This is a genomic window from Polaromonas sp. P3_B4, from assembly GCF_056402835.1.
This window is the reverse complement of sequence record NZ_JBFUGQ010000001.1, coordinates 1457923-1476980: the sequence shown is the minus strand read 5'-3', so window position 1 is coordinate 1476980 and position 19058 is coordinate 1457923. Positions and strand designations below refer to the sequence as shown.

At 61.5% G+C, this 19058-nt stretch carries 15 protein-coding genes and 2 tRNA genes; 10 read left to right on the top strand and 7 right to left on the bottom strand.

The features are described 5' to 3' along the window. The first annotated feature begins 180 nt into the window (after window positions 1-180). The 9 genes from AC1DVV_RS07065 (at window position 181) to AC1DVV_RS07025 (ending at window position 6708) form a co-directional block, all read left to right on the top strand. A complete protein-coding gene (locus AC1DVV_RS07065) occupies window positions 181-936 on the top strand; it encodes a glycosyltransferase family 2 protein (protein ID WP_477665985.1) in 756 nt (251 codons plus the stop codon). Continuing rightward, window positions 933-1790 (top strand): glycosyltransferase family 2 protein, encoded by an 858-nt coding sequence (locus tag AC1DVV_RS07060; RefSeq protein WP_477665986.1) that lies wholly within the window; start codon window positions 933-935, stop codon window positions 1788-1790. Before AC1DVV_RS07065 ends, AC1DVV_RS07060 begins: the two co-directional genes overlap by 4 nt. Window positions 1791-1803: 13 nt before the next feature. Continuing rightward, window positions 1804-3093 (top strand): Tol-Pal system beta propeller repeat protein TolB, encoded by a 1290-nt coding sequence (gene tolB, locus AC1DVV_RS07055; protein WP_477665987.1) that lies wholly within the window; start codon window positions 1804-1806, stop codon window positions 3091-3093. A gap of 61 nt (window positions 3094-3154) precedes the next feature. After that, on the top strand, window positions 3155-3688 hold the full coding sequence (gene pal, locus AC1DVV_RS07050; protein WP_457280828.1) for a peptidoglycan-associated lipoprotein Pal: 534 nt from the start codon (window positions 3155-3157) through the stop codon (window positions 3686-3688). Window positions 3689-3708: 20 nt separating this feature from the next. After that, on the top strand, window positions 3709-4464 hold the full coding sequence (gene ybgF, locus AC1DVV_RS07045) for a tol-pal system protein YbgF (RefSeq protein WP_457280991.1): 756 nt from the start codon (window positions 3709-3711) through the stop codon (window positions 4462-4464). Between the two features lie 66 nt (window positions 4465-4530). Then, entirely contained in the window at window positions 4531-5646 is a 1116-nt protein-coding gene (locus AC1DVV_RS07040; protein WP_457280829.1) for a YeeE/YedE family protein, read from the top strand. Between the two features lie 29 nt (window positions 5647-5675). Next, window positions 5676-6455 carry a tRNA threonylcarbamoyladenosine dehydratase gene (locus AC1DVV_RS07035; protein ID WP_457280830.1) on the top strand — a complete coding sequence of 260 codons (780 nt, stop codon included), beginning with the start codon at window positions 5676-5678 and terminating at the stop codon, window positions 6453-6455. A 93-nt stretch (window positions 6456-6548) separates the two neighbouring features. Further along, window positions 6549-6624 (top strand) — tRNA-Lys (locus tag AC1DVV_RS07030). A gap of 8 nt (window positions 6625-6632) precedes the next feature. Then, window positions 6633-6708, top strand: a tRNA-Lys gene (locus AC1DVV_RS07025). An 81-nt stretch (window positions 6709-6789) separates the two neighbouring features. On the opposite strand, the gene AC1DVV_RS07020 is transcribed toward AC1DVV_RS07025, so the two are convergent. From AC1DVV_RS07020 to dapC, 7 genes are all read right to left on the bottom strand, one after another. Further along, window positions 6790-7293, bottom strand: coding sequence for a hypothetical protein (locus AC1DVV_RS07020; protein ID WP_457280831.1), 504 nt, complete (start codon window positions 7291-7293; stop codon window positions 6790-6792). Between the two features lie 66 nt (window positions 7294-7359). After that, a complete protein-coding gene (locus AC1DVV_RS07015; RefSeq protein WP_457280832.1) occupies window positions 7360-9372 on the bottom strand; it encodes an ABC-F family ATP-binding cassette domain-containing protein in 2013 nt (670 codons plus the stop codon). A 108-nt stretch (window positions 9373-9480) separates the two neighbouring features. Then, window positions 9481-10395 carry a 50S ribosomal protein L3 N(5)-glutamine methyltransferase gene (gene prmB / locus AC1DVV_RS07010; RefSeq protein ID WP_457280833.1) on the bottom strand — a complete coding sequence of 305 codons (915 nt, stop codon included), beginning with the start codon at window positions 10393-10395 and terminating at the stop codon, window positions 9481-9483. Continuing rightward, the gene (dapE, locus tag AC1DVV_RS07005) at window positions 10392-11618 is read right to left on the bottom strand and encodes a succinyl-diaminopimelate desuccinylase (RefSeq protein ID WP_477665989.1); all 1227 of its coding nucleotides are present in this window, start codon (window positions 11616-11618) and stop codon (window positions 10392-10394) included. The genes prmB and dapE overlap by 4 nt, the downstream gene beginning before the upstream one ends. Window positions 11619-11668: 50 nt before the next feature. Continuing rightward, window positions 11669-12814: a PilT/PilU family type 4a pilus ATPase gene (locus tag AC1DVV_RS07000; protein WP_431096336.1), complete on the bottom strand. Its 1146-nt coding sequence runs from the start codon at window positions 12812-12814 to the stop codon at window positions 11669-11671. Window positions 12815-12971: 157 nt separating this feature from the next. Then, window positions 12972-13808, bottom strand: a complete 837-nt coding sequence (gene dapD / locus AC1DVV_RS06995) for a 2,3,4,5-tetrahydropyridine-2,6-dicarboxylate N-succinyltransferase (RefSeq protein ID WP_457280835.1) — start codon at window positions 13806-13808, stop codon at window positions 12972-12974. Between the two features lie 12 nt (window positions 13809-13820). Further along, entirely contained in the window at window positions 13821-15026 is a 1206-nt protein-coding gene (gene dapC / locus AC1DVV_RS06990; protein WP_477702030.1) for a succinyldiaminopimelate transaminase, read from the bottom strand. 403 nt (window positions 15027-15429) lie between these two features. On the opposite strand from dapC, the gene smc reads away from it, so the two are divergent. Further along, window positions 15430-18966, top strand: a complete 3537-nt coding sequence (smc, locus tag AC1DVV_RS06985) for a chromosome segregation protein SMC (protein WP_477707175.1) — start codon at window positions 15430-15432, stop codon at window positions 18964-18966. The last annotated feature ends 92 nt before the right edge of the window (window positions 18967-19058 follow it).

Here is a 19058-nt window from a genome sequence, read left to right as displayed (position 1 = left end):
ATTGAGCGTCTTTTTTAACAAAATGGTCGCAGTGAGTACCTGATGAGCAGCCCGCATTATCGGTGATTCCACACTTGGCGACGAGGGGAAAGCGTACGGGTCCTCTGCTATGCTGTCAGGGGATGAAGCAACGCAACTTCACTGGTAATTCCCCCTTGTGATCTTCTGAGTAGGCATTCGTTGGCAAGCTTGTCCGTCACCATCATCACCAAGAATGAGGCCCATAACATGGAGGCCTGTTTACGCTCGGTAGCTTTCGCTGATGAGGTCGTGGTTCTCGATTCAGGCAGCAGTGATGGAACTGTGGCCATTGCCCGGTCCATGGGAGCTCGCGTCAGCATCGATCATGACTGGCCCGGGTTTGGTGCCCAGAAAAATCGCGCATTGGCCCTGGCGAGTTCCCAATGGGTTCTTTCTCTGGACGCGGACGAAAGAGTTACCCCCGAGCTTCAGCGTGAAATCATCAAAGCGCTTCAGGCGCCGGCGTTTGACGTCTATTCTTTCCCTCGTCTTTCCAGCTATTGCGGGCAATATATGCGGCATTCCGGCTGGTATCCCGATCGTGTGACGCGACTGTTTCGGCGCGAGAGTGCCCGTTTTTCGGATGATCTTGTCCATGAAAAAATTCTTACGTCGAACCCGGTGGGGCAGTTGAACTCCTCCCTGCTCCACGAAAGTTTCACAAACTTTGAGTCGGTTCTCGACAAGGCCAACCGCTATTCCAGTGCCGGTGCCCAAGTGCTGCGCAGCAAGGGTAAAAAATCGTCGATCAGCAAAGCGCTCGGCCATGGTTTTTGGGCATTCTTTCGAACCTATTTTTTGCGCTTGGGTTTCATGGACGGGCGCATGGGGCTCGTGCTTGCCATTTCAAATGCCGAAGGTACCTATTACCGCTACCTGAAGCTTTGGTTGCTGCAACGGAATTCCGGCAAGTGAACGAGCACACCGTGAAGGTCAGCTTTATTGTGCTGACCTACAACCGGACCAATGCATTGCTGGTTGTTTTGAAGTCACTCGCAAATCAATGCGGGTCGGCGCATGAGGTCATCATTGCCGATGATGGATCTCGCGCGGATGAAGTGGAGATGCTCCATAAGCAATGTCCGGACTTCAAATGCTCCGTCCGCCACGTTTGGCACCCTGACGTGGGCTTTACCGCTGCGCAGGCTCGCAACCTCGGAGCCAGTCTGGCTACGGCCGACTATCTGGTTTTTCTCGACGGAGACTGCGTTCCCGGGCCGCGCTTTGTGGCGGAGCACGCCCGCCTCGCCGAACCAGGATGTTTTGTCAATGGAAGCAGGGTGCTCATCAGCCCGCGTCTTACAGAACGTGTAGTCAATGGCGCTATTGATTTACCCAGCCGTCCTGTATCGTTCTGGATTCGCGCCCGGCTGCAGGGTGATAGCAACAAATTATTGCACCTCCTGTCCTGGCCATGGCGTTTATTCAGGGTACAACAAGGTTTTCAGTGGCAAGGCATTCGCAGCTGCAATCTGGGTGTCTGGCGGCGGGATTTTTTTAACGTCAACGGATTTGACGAAACTTTTCAGGGGTGGGGTCATGAAGATGCCGACCTGGTGTTGAGGCTCAGCCATATGGGAATTCGGCGCAAAAATGGTTTTATGGGTACGGAAGTATTTCATCTTTGGCACCGAGAGAACACGCGCGACCAGGAATCCATCAATAAAAACAGGGTGCTCCAGCGCATGAAAACTGCTGTCACGCAGGCGGAGAAAGGGCTGGGCCAGATTGCCCCCCAAACACCCATCAAAATAACGCATTTGCATTGACCTCAAAAAAACCATGAGCATCACACCCCTTATTCGCCGTCGCACCATTGCTGGAATGCTGGTTGCTGCCACGCTCCCGGCAGTGCCGGCTCTGGCGCAATTTCGCGTTGAGGTTTCCGGAGTTGGCCTGACCCAACTGCCCATTGCCATCGCCACGTTTCGGGGAGAAGCGCAGGCGCCGCAAAAGATCGGTGCCATCGTCCGGGCAGACCTTGAACGTAGTGGCATGTTTCGGCCGATCGATACCGCAGGGATCGTCGCAGATGAGAATACCCGCCCGGATCTGGCCGCCTGGAAGCAAAAAGGCGCCGATTCGATGGTGACCGGCAGCATTTCTCCGTTGGCAGACGGTCGTTTCGACGTTCGTCTTCGCCTCTGGGATATCGTGCGCGGACAGGATTTGGGAGGCCAGAGTTACACGGTAGGACCTGCTGACTTGCGGCTGTCTGCACACCGCATTTCCGATTTTGTCTATGAAAAACTCACTGGCGAAAAAGGCATTTTCTCGACGCGTATCGCTTACGTGACCAAGGCGGCCCAGAAATATAACCTCTGGGTGGCCGACTCCGATGGTGAGGGCGCGCAGTCGGCCTTGACCAGCCCCGAACCCATTATTTCGCCCGCATGGTCACCCAACGGCTCGCAACTGGCCTATGTGTCGTTTGAGTCGCGCAAGCCGGTGATCTACGCGCACGATGTGGCTTCCGGCAAGCGACGCCTGCTGGCCAACTTTCGAGGCTCCAACAGCGCGCCGGCGTGGTCACCGGACGGCAAACAGTTGGTGGCGACACTGAGCCGCGACGGCGGTTCACAGCTCTATGCGATCGGCCTCAATGGGGGCGAGCCCAAACGGCTGACCCAGTCTTCCAGCATAGACACCGAGCCTGCCTTCTCGCCCGACGGACGCTACATCTATTTCGTGAGCGACCGCGGCGGCGCGCCGCAAATCTACCGCATGAGCCCCAATGGTGGCAATGCAGAGCGGGTCACCTTTACCGGGACCTACAACATATCCCCTGCGATCAGCCCCGACGGTCGATGGCTGGCCTATGTTTCCCGGGTGGGCGGCGCCTTCAAGCTGCACGTTATGGAACTTGCCAGCGGCACGGTCACTCCAATCACCGAAACCACGGCCGATGAGAGTCCGAGCTTTGCACCCAACAGCCGGTTGATTGTGTATGCCACCCAGCAGCAGGGCAGGGAAGCCCTGATGACCACAACGCTGGACGGCAAGATCAAGGCAAGACTGTCCGGGGCAAGCGGTGACATCCGGGAGCCCGATTGGGGCCCTTTCCAGCGGTGACCGGCAACACCCGGCATTATTTTTGTTTTCCATACGGCCTATTTTTTTGTAGAGGTACCTCATGAAACGCACCGTTTTTTCAATCATCTCCTCCCTTGTCCTGGCGGCCACGCTGACAGCTTGCGGCTCTGGCGTCAAGTTGAACGACGTGCCGGTCGAGGATCGCACCGGCACGACCCAGCAAGGCGGTACACCAGGCGCGACCGGCCGTGCTGTTGCGCCGGTACAGGTTGAAGGTGCCGATGCCTCGCTGGCAGGGCCGGCCAATACCACCAAGGTCATCTACTTTGACTTCGACAGCTATGTGGTCAAGCCCGAGTTCCAGGGAGCCATCGAGGCCCATGCCAAATATCTGACGGCCAACAAGGGCCGCAAGATGGCTATTGAAGGCCATACTGACGAGCGCGGCGGCCGCGAGTACAACCTGGCTCTGGGCCAAAGGCGCGCCGAGGCAGTTCGCCGCGCGCTGGGCTTGCTGGGCGTGGCAGATGCGCAAGTCGAGGCCGTTAGCTTCGGCAAGGAAAAGCCGGCAGCTACGGGCTCTGATGAGGAATCCATGGCGAAGAATCGCCGCGCTGAACTCAACTACCGTTAAACGGAGCCCGAACCGTGAACATGTTTCGGTATGCCGCGGTAGCCGCGGCCTGCGTGCTGGCGTTCAATGCAAACGCCGGCCTGTTTGAAGACGATGAGGCCCGCCGGGCGATCCTCGATTTGCGGCAAAAGGTCGATGCGTCGCAGCTGCGCATGGCCGATGACGTGCGGAAAAACACGGAAGACAATGCCCAGTTGCGCCGCAGCGTACTCGACCTGTCCAACCAGATTGAGGCACTGCGCAGCGAAGTCGCCAACCTGCGTGGGCAGAACGAAAACCTGACGCGCAGCGTGGCCGAGATGCAGCGCACCCAGAAAGACCTGACGACAGGCGTGGACGAGCGTCTGCGCAAGTTCGAACCCGGCAAAGTCAATGTGGACGGCAAGGAATTTGTGGCCGAGCCCGCTGAAAAACAGGAGTTCGAAACCGCACTGGCTACGCTTCGCAAGGGCGACTTCGCAGCAGCGCAGACGAGCTTCCTGGGCTTCCTGAAGCGTTATCCGCAAACCGGCTACCGGACATCGTCCCTGTTCTGGCTGGGCAATGCGCAGTACGCCCTGCGCAACTACCGCGATGCGGTGACCAATTTCCGCTCGCTCGTGACGGCTGAACCCGATCATATGCGTGCGCCGGAGGCCATGCTTTCGCTGGCCAACTGCCAGGTGGAACTCAAGGACACCAAGTCGGCCCGCAAGACGCTGGAGGACCTGGTCAAGACCTATCCCCAGGCCGAGGCGGCTTCCGTCGCCAAGGAACGGCTGGCCAAGCTGAAGTAAGCCGCACCTCGGGCAGGCTATCCGGCCGGCCCGGGGGCAAAGATCATTCGCCCCTAAAATCGGGCGATGGACATCTCCGCACTCAACAGTCTCACGGCCCAGGTTCTCTGGGCCGGTTTCATTCTCGCCATGGTTTTTGGCGCGATTGCCCAGCGAACGCACTTCTGCACCATGGGCGCCGTCAGCGACATCGTGAACATGGGTGACTGGACCCGTATGCGCATGTGGGGAATGGCGATCGGCGTCGCCATGATCGGTTTTTTCACCCTGGCCGCTGCCGGTGTGATTGACCCCGCCAAGACCTTGTACGCCTCCAACCGGTTTATCTGGCTCTCTGCGCTGGTGGGCGGCACGATGTTCGGTTTTGGCATGGTGCTGGCCTCGGGCTGCGGGAGCAAGACGCTGGTGCGTATCGGAGGAGGCAGCCTCAAATCCGTCGTGGTGTTCGCCGTGATGGGCATCGCGGCTTTCGCCACACTCAAGGGCATCACCGCCGTGGTTCGGGTGGCCACGGTCGACAAGGTGGCCGTTGAGTTCGCGGTCAATGCGACCCTGCCGAACTGGGTGGCGGGCGCCATCGGCATAACGCCCGCTGCCGCCGGCATAGGCCTGGCCATCCTCATCGGACTGGGCCTCATCGTCTGGGCCTTGTTCGGCAAAGAGTTCCGGCGCTTCGACAACCTGCTCGCGGGCTTGGGCATAGGCGGCGTCATTGCGGCCATGTGGTGGGTCAGCGGGCATCTCGGTTATGTGGCCGAGCATCCGGAGACGCTGCAGGAGGCCTTCCTGGCCACCAACTCGGGCCGGGCCGAGGCACTGAGCTTTGTCTCGCCGGTGGCCTATACCGTAGACTGGTTGATGTTCTTCAGCGACAAGAGCAAGGTGCTCACCCTGGGCATCGTGTCTGTGTTCGGGGTGGTGGCCGGCTCGGCCGTCTATGCCCTGCTGTCGCGCAGTTTCCGCTGGGAAGGCTTTCGCGACGCGGAAGACACCGCCAACCACCTGGTGGGCGCAACGTTGATGGGCGTGGGCGGCGTCTGCGCCATGGGCTGCACTGTAGGGCAGGGCCTGTCGGGCATCTCGACCCTGAGCGCCACCAGCTTTGTGGCGCTGGCGGCCATTCTCGCGGGCTGCGTGGCGGGATTGAAGTACCAGATCTGGCGGCTGGAACGTTCTGCCTGAGCACGTCCCGGCAACGATCCGCATTTCCAATGACATCCCTCATCGAAGAACTTCCCGCCGACTTGGAGCGCCGGTTCGGCGGCCTGGCGCGCCTTTACGGCGCGGCGGGGGCGCAGCGCATACGCCAGGCGCACGTTGTGGTTGTGGGTCTGGGCGGCGTGGGTTCCTGGGCGGCCGAGGCCGCGGCCCGCAGCGGCGTGGCCCGCCTGACCTTGATCGACCTCGACCACATCGCCGAATCGAACATCAACCGCCAGGTCCATGCGCTGGACAGCACGCTGGGGCAGGCCAAGGTGCAGGCCATGCGCGAACGCATCGCGCAGATTCACCCGGGCTGCCGCGTGGACGGCATCGAGGAATTTGTCGACACCGCCAACTGGCCGGGCATCCTGGGCCTCGAAGAGGGCTTTGACCGCAAGCAGCTGGCCGTCATCGACGCCTGCGACCAGGTGAAAGCCAAAACCGCCATGGCAGCTTGGGCGATTGCCAACAAGGTGAATCTGGTCAGTGTAGGCGCCGCGGGCGGCAAGCGGCTGGCGCACCGCGTGGACATCGACGACCTGTCGCTGGTCACGCACGACCCTTTGCTGGCGCAGCTGCGTTACCGCCTGCGCAAGGAGCACGGCGCGGCGCGCAAAGGCAAGATAGGCGTGGCCTGCGTGTTCAGCCGCGAAGCCGTGCTGCAGCCCGATGCGGCCGCTCAGAGCGACGGTAGCCTGAACTGCCACGGTTATGGATCGGTCGTGAGCGTGACCTCGACCTTCGGGTTGTGCGCGGCCGGCTGGGCACTCGACAAAATTGCGGCCTGAGTTTTTGCGGAGGCTTAAAAAATCACGCTATAATTCAAGGCTTTGCTGCCCTCGAAGCAGCAAATACCGGGATGTCTCGCAAGATACGTTCTTGGGACCATAGCTCAGTTGGTAGAGCAGCGGACTTTTAATCCGTTTGTCGTGGGTTCGACCCCCGCTGGTCCCACCAGAATTTCCGGGTTCTTAGCTCAGTTGGTAGAGCAGCGGACTCTTAATCCGTAGGTCGACAGTTCGAATCTGTCAGAACCCACCAAGTACATCAAGGACCTGGCCGCAAGGCCAGGTCCTTTTTTGTTGTTCTGCTGACAAACTCCCGAAGGCGGGCTTTGCGGGCTCAAGCCGAGTAGCCCAGCAAGGGCAGCTCCATCTCCGCCTGCTTCGCCACCCGGATACAGTCTTTCATGTGCTCTTCGCCCAGGTAGCGTATCGCCGCATAGCCGACTGCGGCCGACACGATCTGGCCAGCCAGTGGCACATACTTGGCAACCTGTTTGGTGGTCAGGCGAACGCCGATCTTGGTGGCAGCCTTGATGACAAGGTCACGGCTGATAAATTTTCCGATGAGCACCGAACCTACCAGCGTGACGGCTTTTTGCACCTGGTCGCGCTTTCTGGGCTCCAGCCTGTCAAGCTGTTGGGGCGTGAGACCGAACTCCCTGTTGATTTCCGGGATGAGCCGGGACAGCATCGCAGCGTCCACCGCCCAGTCCAGCCCGGGCACCGGCACGGCGCTGGCTGCGGCCGCCACCATGGCACGCTTGTTCAGCAGCTTGCGGCTGCGTTTGACGGCGGCTTCAAGTGCCGCGTCGTCCGCGGCCATATGCAAGGCTGAAGGCATCAATCGGGCCCTTTCAAAATGGGGTGACCTCGGCGGCGTGGTGCCGTCAAGGATCCTTTCGCCACTTTACACCGCAGCCGTCTCGATCTGTTCGGTCAGCTCAAGCCACCGTTCTTCCAGCATGTCTATTTCGCCCTCGATGGCCTTGAGGCGCTTGCCGGTCTGGGCGATCTCTGCGGGCGCAGTGGTGGTGGTCAGCAAGCCCTGCAGGCTGTCGCGTTCTGCGGCCAGCGCTTTCATGCGAAGGTCGATTTTCTCGATTTCCTTGCGAAGCGGTTTGGTGGCTTCGGCCTGTTGCTGACGGCGCTGCGCATCAAGCTTGCGCTGTTCGGGCGTCTCGCGGGGCACGGGTTTCTTTTCTTCGGCCGCCGCAGGGGGTGTAACCGACTTGGCAGTGGCAACCGGGGCCGCGCTGCCGGCTTTCTTGGCTTCCTCGCGCTGACGTTTGGCATGGTCGAGCAAGTATTTCTGGTAGTCGTCCAGGTCGCCGTCAAAGGGGGCGACGCCGCCTTGGGACACCATCCAGAATTCATCGCAGACGGCGCGCAGCAGTGCGCGGTCGTGGCTCACCAGCATGACGGTGCCTTCAAACTCATTGAGTGCCATCGACAAGGCTTCACGCGTGGCCAAGTCCAGGTGGTTGGTCGGCTCATCAAGCAGCAGCAGGTTGGGGCGCTGCCAGACGATCATGCACAGCACCAAGCGTGCTTTTTCACCGCCACTCATGCTGCCCACGGCCTGTTTGACCATGTCGCCGCCAAAATTGAAATTACCCAGGAAGCTGCGCAAATCCTGCTCACGCGTAGGCTGGTTGCCCATCTTGCCGGCGGCGGTGACTTCCTTGACAAGGCGGATCATGTGCTCCAGCGGGTTGTCGGCCGGGCGCAGCACGTCCAGCTCCTGCTGGGCGAAGTAGCCGATGTTCAGTCCCTTGCCCTCAATCATCTCGCCGCTGATGGGCACGAGTGCCCGGGCCACGGTCTTCACGAGCGTGGACTTGCCCTGGCCGTTGGCGCCCAGGATGCCAATGCGCTGGCCGGCCAGCACTGACTTGCTGACGTTCTGCACGATGACTGTGGGCGGCGTACCTTCCGGGGAATCTTCAAGCGGTGGGTAACCGAAGTAGGCGTTCTGCATCGACAGCATGGGGTTGGGCAGGTTGGCCGGCTCCTTGAACTCGAAGGTGAAGTCGGCCTCGGCCAACAGCGGCGCGATTTTCTCCATGCGGTCCAGTGCCTTGACGCGGCTTTGCGCCTGCTTGGCCTTGCTGGCTTTGGCTTTGAAGCGGGCGATGAACTTCTGCAGGTGGGCGATCTTGTCCTGCTGCTTGGAAAACGCAGTCTGTTGCAGCGCCATTTGCTCGGAACGCAAATCTTCGAACTTGCTGTAATTGCCGCCGTAACGAGTGAGTTTTGCGCTTTCGATATGCACCGTCACGTCGGTCACGGCGTCGAGAAATTCGCGGTCATGGCTGATGACCAGCATGGTGCCCTGGTAGCGCTTGAGCCAGGCTTCCAGCCAGACCAGCGCGTCCAGGTCCAAATGGTTGGTGGGCTCGTCCAGCAGCAACAGGTCAGACGGGCACATCAGCGCGCGCGCCAGCTGCAGTCGCATGCGCCAGCCGCCGGAAAAGCTGTTGACCGGGTTGTCCAGTTCGCTGACCTTGAAGCCCAGGCCCAGGATCAGCGCTTGGGCGCGCGCCTGCGAGTCGTGCGCGCCGGAGTCGTACAGCTCCATGTAGGCGTGCGCCATGCGGTCGCCGTCACCGCTTTCTTCGGCGGCCGCCACCTCGGCTTGTGCGGCCATCAGCACCACGTCGCCTTCGATCACGTAGTCGGTGGCGCTTTGCTCGGTTTCGGGCATGTCCTGCGCAACCTGCGCCATGCGCCACTGCGTAGGAATCGAAAATTCGCCGCCGTCTTCATGCAGCGTTCCGTTGAGCATCGCGAACAAAGAGGATTTGCCCGCGCCGTTACGCCCCACCAGGCCAACGTTTTCGCCGGGGTTGAGGGTGACGGACGCGCCATCCAGAATCACTTTGGCGCCGCGGCGCAGCACGACGTTTTTAAGGGTAATCATTTAATTAAAGCTTCAGGAAAAGTATTCGGGGTGGCGGGGCGTCGCACACGCTTGCCAAGCAAGCGCTGCGCCAGTCATTCAGGCCGGGGCTGAGCGCCAGCCTGGCCTTCAGGCCAGTTGTTCGCGCGTCAGCAGCAAGACCTGGTCGGCGCCCGAGCTGGTTTCGAACCACAGCGGTTCAAGCGTCGGGAAAGCGCGCTCAAAATTCTCGCGCTCATTGCCGATTTCCAGCACCAGCACAGCATTTTCGCTCATATGGCGTGCGGCGCTTTGAAAAAGGTCTCGAATGAAGTCCATGCCATCGGTGCCGCCGTGCCGGTTACCGTCCAGTGCCAGGCCGGGTTCAGCCCGGAACTCGGCCGGAAGGGCTGCCATGCTGGCAGCGTTCACATAGGGCGGGTTGCACAAAACCAGGTCATACAGGCCCGCGCAGGCAGCCATGCCGTCAGATTCGATCAGCGTGATGCGGCCGTCCAGGTGATGACGGTCCACATTGATACGGGCCACCTCCAGGGCGTCCAGGCTGATGTCGGCGGCGTCCACCAACACATCAGGGTAGGTCATGGCCGCCAGCACCGCGAGGCTGCCGTTACCGGTGCAGAGGTCAAGCACGCGGTGGGTGTGCTCGCCCAGCCAGGGGTCTATGCTGGCGTCGGCCAGCAGCTCGGCAATGAGGGAGCGTGGAATGATCACACGCTCATCGACATAAAAGGGCACGCCCATCAGCCAGGCTTCGTTCGTCAGGTAAGCCGCCGGCTTGCGGGTGCTGATGCGTGCTTCCAAAAGCATAGCTGCTTGCGCATGTTCCTCTTGTGTTACCGGCCGATTCTCTACAGAATCCAGGTCGTCCAGTGGCAACCCAAGCTTCCACAGCACCAGCCACGCGGCCTCGTCGAAGGCGTTGGTCGTGCCTTGCCCGAATCCGTCTGAAAAGTGCAGGCCTGCCGCTTCCAGCCTGGCGGCCATTTGCTCGACCAGCGCCAGCACCGTCAGCGGTGCAGCAGGAGTTGCCGGGCTCGTCATGCTGCCGCCAGCCGTTCCAGAACACCTTTGTAGATGTTTTTGAGCGGATCGAGTGAGCTCACCAGAACATGCTCGTTGATCTTGTGGATCGAAGCGTTGAGGGGACCGAATTCAATGACCTGCGGGCAGATTTTGGCGATAAAGCGGCCGTCACTCGTACCTCCCGTGGTGGATAGTTCGGTTTTCAGGCCGGTTTCAGCCTGGATCGCTCCACGCACCGCATCCACCAGTGTGCCTGGAGTGGTCAGAAAGGGGAGACCGCCCAGGGTCCATTTCAGGTCATATTCCAGCTGGTGCCGGCTGAGCACGGCCTGCAGGCGTTGCTGCAGGCTCTCCGGCGTGGATTCGGTGCAGAAGCGGAAATTGAAGTCCACCACCAGTTCGCCCGGAATGACGTTGGACGCGCCGGTGCCACCGTGGATGTTGGAGACTTGCCAGCTCGTGGCCGGGAAGAAGGCATTGCCTTTGTCCCACTCGGTGGCCACCAGTTCGGCCAGCGCAGGTGCAAACAGGTGGATGGGGTTTTTGGCCAGGTGCGGGTAGGCAATATGGCCCTGCACGCCCTTGACAGTGAGCTTGCCGCTCATGGTGCCACGGCGGCCGTTCTTGATCATGTCGCCCAGGCGCTCGACCGAGGTGGGTTCGCCCACGATGCAATAGTCCAGCGTTTCGCCGCGCGCTTTCAGCTGCTCGCAGACCATGACCGTGCCGTCCACGGCGGGGCCTTCCTCGTCGCTGGTGATCAGGAAGGCGATCGACAAGGCCGGATCCGGGTGGGCGGCCAGGAATTCCTCGACCGCAACCACCATGGCCGCAATCGACGTTTTCATGTCGGCGGCGCCACGGCCATACATTTGTCCATCACGATGGCTGGGGGTGAACGGGTGGCTGTGCCACTGGTCGAGGGGGCCGGTGGGCACCACGTCGGTGTGGCCGGCGAATACCAGTGTTTTGGCAGGCGTGGTTTCAGCGCCATTTGCTATCAATTCAGGAGCTGCTTGCGCTCGTCCTGACTGGTCTGCAGGCCTAAAGTCCTTCAATTTCCCTTCGCGTTTAGCCCACAGGTTGGTGACGCGGAAGTCGGCGGGGCCACTGACGATGGTTTCACATTGAAAACCCAGCGGCGCCAGCCGGGCGATCAGCATGGCCTGGCAGTCGGCGTCGTCAGGCGTGACGGAGGGGCGGGAAATCAGCTGTTCGGCCAGATGCAGGGTTCGGGACATGTCGTTTAGGGCCTGTTAACACCGGCCCGAAAACGAGCGCGGCCGTGTTTTTAGTGTTTCACGTCCAGCGTGATTTCCGTAAAGGACGGTTCGTCATCCGGGTCCTCTTCAGGCTCCAGTGTCTTGGCCTTGATGGCAAAGTCATTTTCCAGCCGCCACATCAGGTTGGTCGGCGAGTCGGCGTAGAGAACACCTTCCTTGCGTGTGACGGTGCCGGCCACGATCAGCTTGGCGATGTCCTGCTCGAAGGTCTGTGAGCCTTCGGCCATGGATTTTTCCATCGCTTCCTTGACGCCTGAAAAATCGCCTTTTTCGATCAACTCGGAGATCAGCTTGGTGTTGAGCATGACTTCCACCGCCGGCGTTCGGCCGCCGTCCTGGGTGCGCAGCAGGCGCTGCGACACGATGGCCTTGAGCGCGGCACCCAGATCACCCAGCATGGTGCTGCGCACTTCCACCGGGTAAAAGCTCAGGATCCGGTTCAGCGCTTGGTAGCTGTTGTTGGCGTGCATGGTCGCCAGGCACAAATGGCCCGACTGCGCATAGGCAATGGCCGCCGACATGGTTTCGCGGTCGCGGATTTCACCGATCAGGATGACGTCAGGCGCCTGGCGCAACGCATTTTTCAGCGCTACTTGCAGCGATTGTGTATCGCTGCCGACCTCCCGCTGATTCACGACAGACTTCTTGTTGGTGAACAAAAATTCGACCGGGTCTTCGATGGTGAGGATGTGACCCAGCGTTGTCTCGTTGCGCAGATCGATCATGGAGGCCAGCGTGGTGCTTTTGCCGGCGCCGGTGGAACCCACCATCAGCAGCAGGCCGCGCTTTTCCATGATCAGGTCGGCCAGGATGGGCGGCACGTTCAGGCTTTCCAGTGGCGGGATTTCGCTGGGGATGTAGCGGATCACGGCGGCGTAGGTGCTGCGCTGCTTGAATCCGCTGATACGGAAGTTGCCCAGGCCGGCAATCGGCAACGCCATGTTGAGCTCACCCATTTCCTCCATCTCTTCGATGCGCTCGGGCGGCAATACCTCGGCCAGCAGGTTGCGCGGTGCCTCCGGCGGCAGGATCTGCGCATTGATCGGGATGGCCTGGCCATTGATCTTGATCAGGGCGGGCGAATGGGCCGACAGGTAGACGTCAGACGCCTTCTTGTCCACCATCAAACGCAGGATTCTTTCCATCGTGCTCATAGTCCACCCTCTTGATTGAAATGAAATACAACGTTGGCCACCCGACTTACGGTTCCTCGCCAGCAGGGGCCGCGGAACCGGCTTTGCCGGGCCGCAGGCGCAGCGGCCCCCTCGGGGGGCAGCGCACTACGCGAAGCGAGAAGCGTGGGGGCCATGTCTAGTCGCGGAGTAAATCGTTCAGGCTGGTGGTGGAACGGGTTTTTGCGTCCACGCGCTTGACGATCACCGCGCAGTACATGCTGTACTTGCCGCCGGCCTTTGGCAGGTTACCCGACACCACGACGGAGCCTGCAGGAATACGGCCGTAGGTGACGGTGTCGGCTTCGCGGTCGTAAATCGGCGTGCTCTGGCCGATGTAGACACCCATAGAAATCACCGAATTTTCTTCGACGATCACGCCTTCGACCACTTCAGAGCGTGCGCCGATAAAGCAGTTGTCTTCAATGATGGTGGGGTTGGCCTGCAAAGGCTCCAGCACGCCGCCCAGGCCGACGCCGCCGGAAAGATGCACGTTGTTGCCGACCTGTGCGCAGCTGCCCACGGTGGCCCAGGTGTCGACCATGGTGCCTTCGCCAACCCATGCGCCGATGTTGACGTAGCTGGGCATCAGGATCGCGCCCTTGGCGATGAAGCTGCCGCGGCGGGCCACGGCGGGGGGCACCACGCGCACACCGGTTTCGCGCATTTCGGCTTCGCTCAGGTGCGCAAATTTGGTTTTGACCTTGTCGAAAAAGCCGAGGTCACCGGCGCGCATCAGTTCGTTGTCTTTCAGGCGAAAGCTCAGCAGCACGGCTTTCTTGATCCACTGGTGCGTCGTCCATACGCCCACGCTTTCGCGGGTGGCCACGCGCAGCGAGCCATTGTTCAGCTGGGAAATCGTTTGCTCCACTGCCTCCAGGATGTCCTTGGGCGCCGACTTGGGCGACAGGTTGGCGCGGTCTTCCCAGGCGGCGTCAATGGTTTGCTGGAGCGCTTGCAGGTTGGCTTGAGTCATGAGAATGGTTTTTCAGTGAACTTTGGATTGGATGAACTGGACGATGCGCTCTGCGGCCTCCACGCATTCGGCCGTTTCTGCCACCAGCGCCATGCGGATTCTGCCGGCGCCGGGGTTGTAGCCCTGCGCATCGCGTGCCAGGTAACTGCCCGGCAACACCACGACATTGTAAAGAGCGAGCAGCTCGCGCGAAAACGCGGTGTCCGAACCCCTGAATGCCTCGGGGATTCCGGCCCACAGGTAAAAGCCTGCATCGGGCAGGGCGACGTCCATCACCGCCGACAGCAGGGGCGTGACTTTGGTGAATTTTTCGCGGTACATGGCGCGGTTGTCCACCACGTGCTGCTCGTCGTTCCATGCGGCGATGCTGGCCGCCTGCACGATGGGACTCATGGCGCTGCCGTGGTAGGTACGGTAGAGCAAAAACGGCTTGATCAGCGCCGCATCGCCCGCCACAAAGCCGCTGCGCAGGCCCGGCACGTTGCTGCGTTTGGAGAGGCTGGTAAGGGAAATCAGGTTTTTGAAGTCATGCCGGCCCAGCTGGGAAGCCGCCTGCAACCCCCCCAAGGGTGCCTCGTCACGGAAGTAAATCTCGCTGTAGCACTCGTCGGAAGCAATCACAAAGCCGTAGCGATCACTGAGCTCAAACAGCAGCTTCCATTCAGGCAGCGACATCACCGAACCGGTGGGGTTGCCGGGCGAACAGACGAACACCAACTGGGTTTTGGCCCATACCTCAGTCGGCACGGCCGCCCAGTCGATGCCGAAGTTGCGCGCCGGGTCGCTGGGCGCAAACCAGGTCTGGGCGCCCGCCAGCAGGGCTGCGCCTTCATAAATTTGATAGAACGGATTCGGGCAGACCACGGTGGCACCCGGTTTGCTGGCGTCCAGCACGGTTTGCGCCAGTGAAAACAGCGCCTCGCGCGAGCCGTTGACCGGCAGGACTTGTGTGGCCGGGTCCAGTTTCAGGCCATAGCGGCGGGCCAGCCAGTCGGTCATGGCCTGGCGCAGCTTCGGCTCCCCCAGCGTACCGGGGTAACTGGCCAGGCCGCCCAGGCTGGCTGTCAGCGCATCCTTGATGAGCTGGGGCGTGGCATGGCGCGGTTCGCCTATGCCAAGGCTGATGGGTTTATAGGCCGGATTGGGGGTGACATCGGCGTGCAACTGGCGCAGCCGTTCAAACGGATAGGGCTGGAGGCGTGAAAGCAGGGGATTCATGCCCTGATTATCCAGCCTCGCCTTGCAGACCCGCCGCCGGTCTGGGTTGCGGCTTGTCACGCCCCGATCTGATTGCTATCAAATTAATAGCTTCTCGCGCCTGTTCTTATTGGGCTCCAGGCCAATTCAATCTAAATTTCCCCGCTAGCCAGCCATTTTCAGGCAGCGAAGGGCCTGGCGTCACCCTGACAGACCGCCGCCGTGCGAAGCAAAGTGTTTCACGCCGGGCCCGTCAAGGGCCTTTTTCCCGGCAAAATCTGCGTCCCGCTCGGGTAACATGGCGGACCGTGCGCTACTGAAAGTGGTACACGGCGTGTGTCAGCGTTTTTCCGTAAAACGCCATAAAAATCAATGAGTTAGGGCTGTAATTCCCTACCTCAGGCTCAAAAAAACAGGGACAGCCGTGCGTCTCAATTCGATCAAGCTATCTGGTTTCAAATCATTCGCAGAGCCCACCAATTTCGTACTGCCGGGCCAACTGGTCGGCGTGGTGGGCCCTAACGGTTGCGGCAAGTCCAACATCATGGACGCAGTGCGCTGGGTGCTGGGCGAAAGCAAGGCCTCCGAGCTGCGCGGCGAGTCCATGCAGGACGTCATCTTCAACGGCACCACCACACGCAAGCCCGCCAGCCGCTCCAGTGTGGAACTGGTGTTTGACAACGCCGACCACCGCGCCGGCGGCCAGTGGGGCCAGTTTGTCGAGATCGCCGTCAAGCGCGTGCTGACGCGCGACGGCACCTCCAGCTACTACATCAACAACCAGCCGGTGCGCCGCCGCGACGTGCAGGACGTGTTTCTGGGCACCGGCCTGGGCCCGCGCGCCTACGCCATCATCGGCCAGGGCACCATCAGCCGAATCATCGAGTCCAAACCCGAAGAGCTGCGTCTTTTCCTCGAAGAAGCCGCCGGTGTCTCCAAGTACAAAGAGCGCCGCCGCGAGACCGCAAACCGCCTGTCGGACACCCGCGAAAACCTGACCCGCGTCGAAGACATCCTGCGCGAGCTGAACGCCAATCTGGACCGGCTTGAAAAGCAGGCCGAGGTGGCCATGCGTTACAACGCGCTGAATGCCGATGCGAGCCTGAAGCAGCACCAGCTGTGGTTCCTCAAACGCGCCGAAAGCGAAGCCGACCAGTCCAAGGTCAAGGCCGACGCCGAAAAGGCCGTGAACGACCTGGAAAGCCGCGTGGCCGACCTGCGCCACATCGAGGCCGACCTGGAAACCATTCGTCAGGCGCATTACTCGGCCGGCGACCAGGTCAACCAGGCCCAGGGCAAGCTGTATGAGGCCAGCGCTGAAGTCGGCCGCCTGGAGGCCGAGATCCGCTTCGTGGTCGACGGCCGCCAGCGCGTCGAGCAACGCCTGGCCCAGTTGAAAGAACAAACCGCCCAATGGGCCACGCGCAAGGAAGACGCCGCCGTTGAGACGGAAAACCTGGCTGCGCAAGCCATTGAAGCCGAGGAAAAAGCCGAGCTGCTGGCTGCGCAAACAGAAGAGCATCAGACCCAGCTGCCCGCCCTCGAAGACGCCCTGCGTCAGGCACAAGCCAAGGCCAATGAGCAGCGCGCCAGCGTCGGACAGGTGCAGCAGCAAATCCAGGTGTTGGCCGCCGACCAGCGCAACATCGAAGAGCAGTCGCGCAGCCTGGGGTTGCGGCTGGAAAAGCTCACGGCAGACCGCAACGCGCTGAACGCACCCGACGAAGCGCGCCTGGCCAACCTGAACACACAGTTCACCGCCGCGCAAGAAGCCCAAGCTGAAGCCGAGGCCCGCCTGCACGAGCTGACCGACAGCGTGCCGCAGCTCGACGAAGAGCGCCGCACGCTGCAGCACACCGTCAACACCGAATCCGCCAAGCGGGCCGACCTGTCGGCACGCATGGAAGCGCTCAAGGCCTTGCAGGAAAAGGTCAAGACTGACGGCAAGCTCAAGCCCTGGCTGGCCAAGCACGGCCTCGATGGCCTGCAAGGCCTGTGGAGCCGCATCCACATCGAACAAGGCTGGGAAAACGCGCTTGAAGCTGCACTGCGTGAGCGCCTGGGCGCACTCGAAGTCAGCCGGCTCGACATGGTGCGCGGTTTTGCCGGCACCGATGGCCGCGACACGCCGCCGGCCAAGCTCTCGTTTTATTCGCCGCCCAGCGCCGCCGCGCCCGCACGCACCAACGCTGCGATCAACCTCAAACCACTGACCGAACTGCTGCGCCTCAATGATGCCGGCCAGTCGGCATTGCTGGGTGACTGGCTGCAGGGCTGCTATACGGCCCAAGGCCTGGACGACGCCCTGGCCGCGCGCGACAAGCTGCAGGCCGGCGAAGTGATTTATGTGCAAAGCGGCCATGCCGTCACGCACCACAGCGTGAGCTTTTACGCCCAGGATTCCGAACAGGCCGGCTTGCTGGCCCGCGCCCAGGAGATCGAAAACCTCGACAAGCAGCTCAAGGCCCAGGCGCTGATCAGCGAAGAGGCCCGCTCCGCGCTGATACGCGCCGAAGCCGCCTATGCCGACGCCGCCCAGCGCCTGGCCACGGCACGCCGCGAAACCGCCGAAGGCCAGAGCCGTACCCATGAGCTGCAGGTCGAAGTGCTGCGCCTGACGCAACTGGCCGAGCAGACCCGGGCGCGCAGCGAGCAGATCCAGGCCGACATGGCCGAAATCGAAGCGCAGCTCGGCGAACTGCAGGAGCGCAAGGTTACCGCCGAAGGCCGCTTTGAAGAGCTGGACATGCAACTGGCCGACAGCCAGGAACGCCATGCGCAGCTGGACGACCGCGTGATCGAAACCGAGCGCAAGCTGGGCGAATCACGTGAGCAGCAGCGCACGCTGGAACGCCAGGCGCAGGAAGCCACGTTTGCATTGCGCAGCCTGGCGTCCCGCCGCGAAGAACTGACCCGCTCCATTGACATTGCCGCTCAGCAGGCCAGCTCCATCGCGAGCGAGGAAGCGCAAGCCCGCGAAGAGCTCACGCGCCTGACAGACGCCGCCGCGCAGGCCGGCCTGCAAAGCGCACTGAGCGTGAAGCTTGAGCGTGAAGCCGACCTGGGTGCCAAGCGCAGCCAGTACGACGACCTGACCAGCAAGCTGCGCGCCAGCGATGAGCGGCGCCTGCAACTGGAGCGCGAGCTTGACCCGCTGCGCCAGCGCATCACCGAGTTCCAGCTGAAAGAGCAGGCCGCGCGTCTGGGCTTTGAGCAATACGCGCAGTTGCTGGCCGACGCGCAGGCCGACCTGGCTGCGGTGGAGCAATCCATCCAGTCCGGCAATGTGCGCCTGACCGGCCTGCAAGGCGAAATTGACCGCATCAACCGCGAAATCCAGTCGCTGGGTGCCGTCAACCTGGCCGCGCTGGACGAGCTGAGCACCGCGCGCGAACGCAAGCAATTCCTTGACGCGCAGTCTGCCGACCTGAATGAAGCCATGACCACGCTGGAAGATGCGATCAAGAAGATCGATATCGAAACGCGCGACCTGCTCTCGAGCACCTTCGAGACGGTCAACGGCCATTTCGGCCGCATGTTCCCCGAACTCTTTGGCGGCGGCAACGCCAAGCTCATGATGACAGGCGAGGAAATCCTCGATGCCGGGGTACAGGTGATCGCCCAGCCGCCCGGCAAAAAGAACCAGACCATTCACCTGCTGTCAGGCGGAGAAAAGGCGCTCACAGCCATCGCCCTGGTGTTTGCGATCTTCCAGCTCAACCCCGCGCCTTTCTGTTTGCTCGATGAGGTCKACGCGCCGCTGGACGACGCCAACACCGAGCGCTACGCCAAGCTGGTGCGCTCCATGAGCAAGGAAACGCAGTTCCTCTTCATCAGCCACAACAAGATCGCCATGGAAATGGCCGAACAGTTGATTGGCGTGACCATGCAGGAGCAGGGCGTTTCGCGCATCGTGGCGGTGGACATGGAAGCTGCCATCGGTTTCGCTGAGGCAGCATGAACACCGGGGTTTTATGCCAGCAGGGGCCGCGGAACCGGCTTTGCCGGGCCGCAGGCGCAGCGGCCCCCTCGGGGGGCAGCGTACTACGCGAA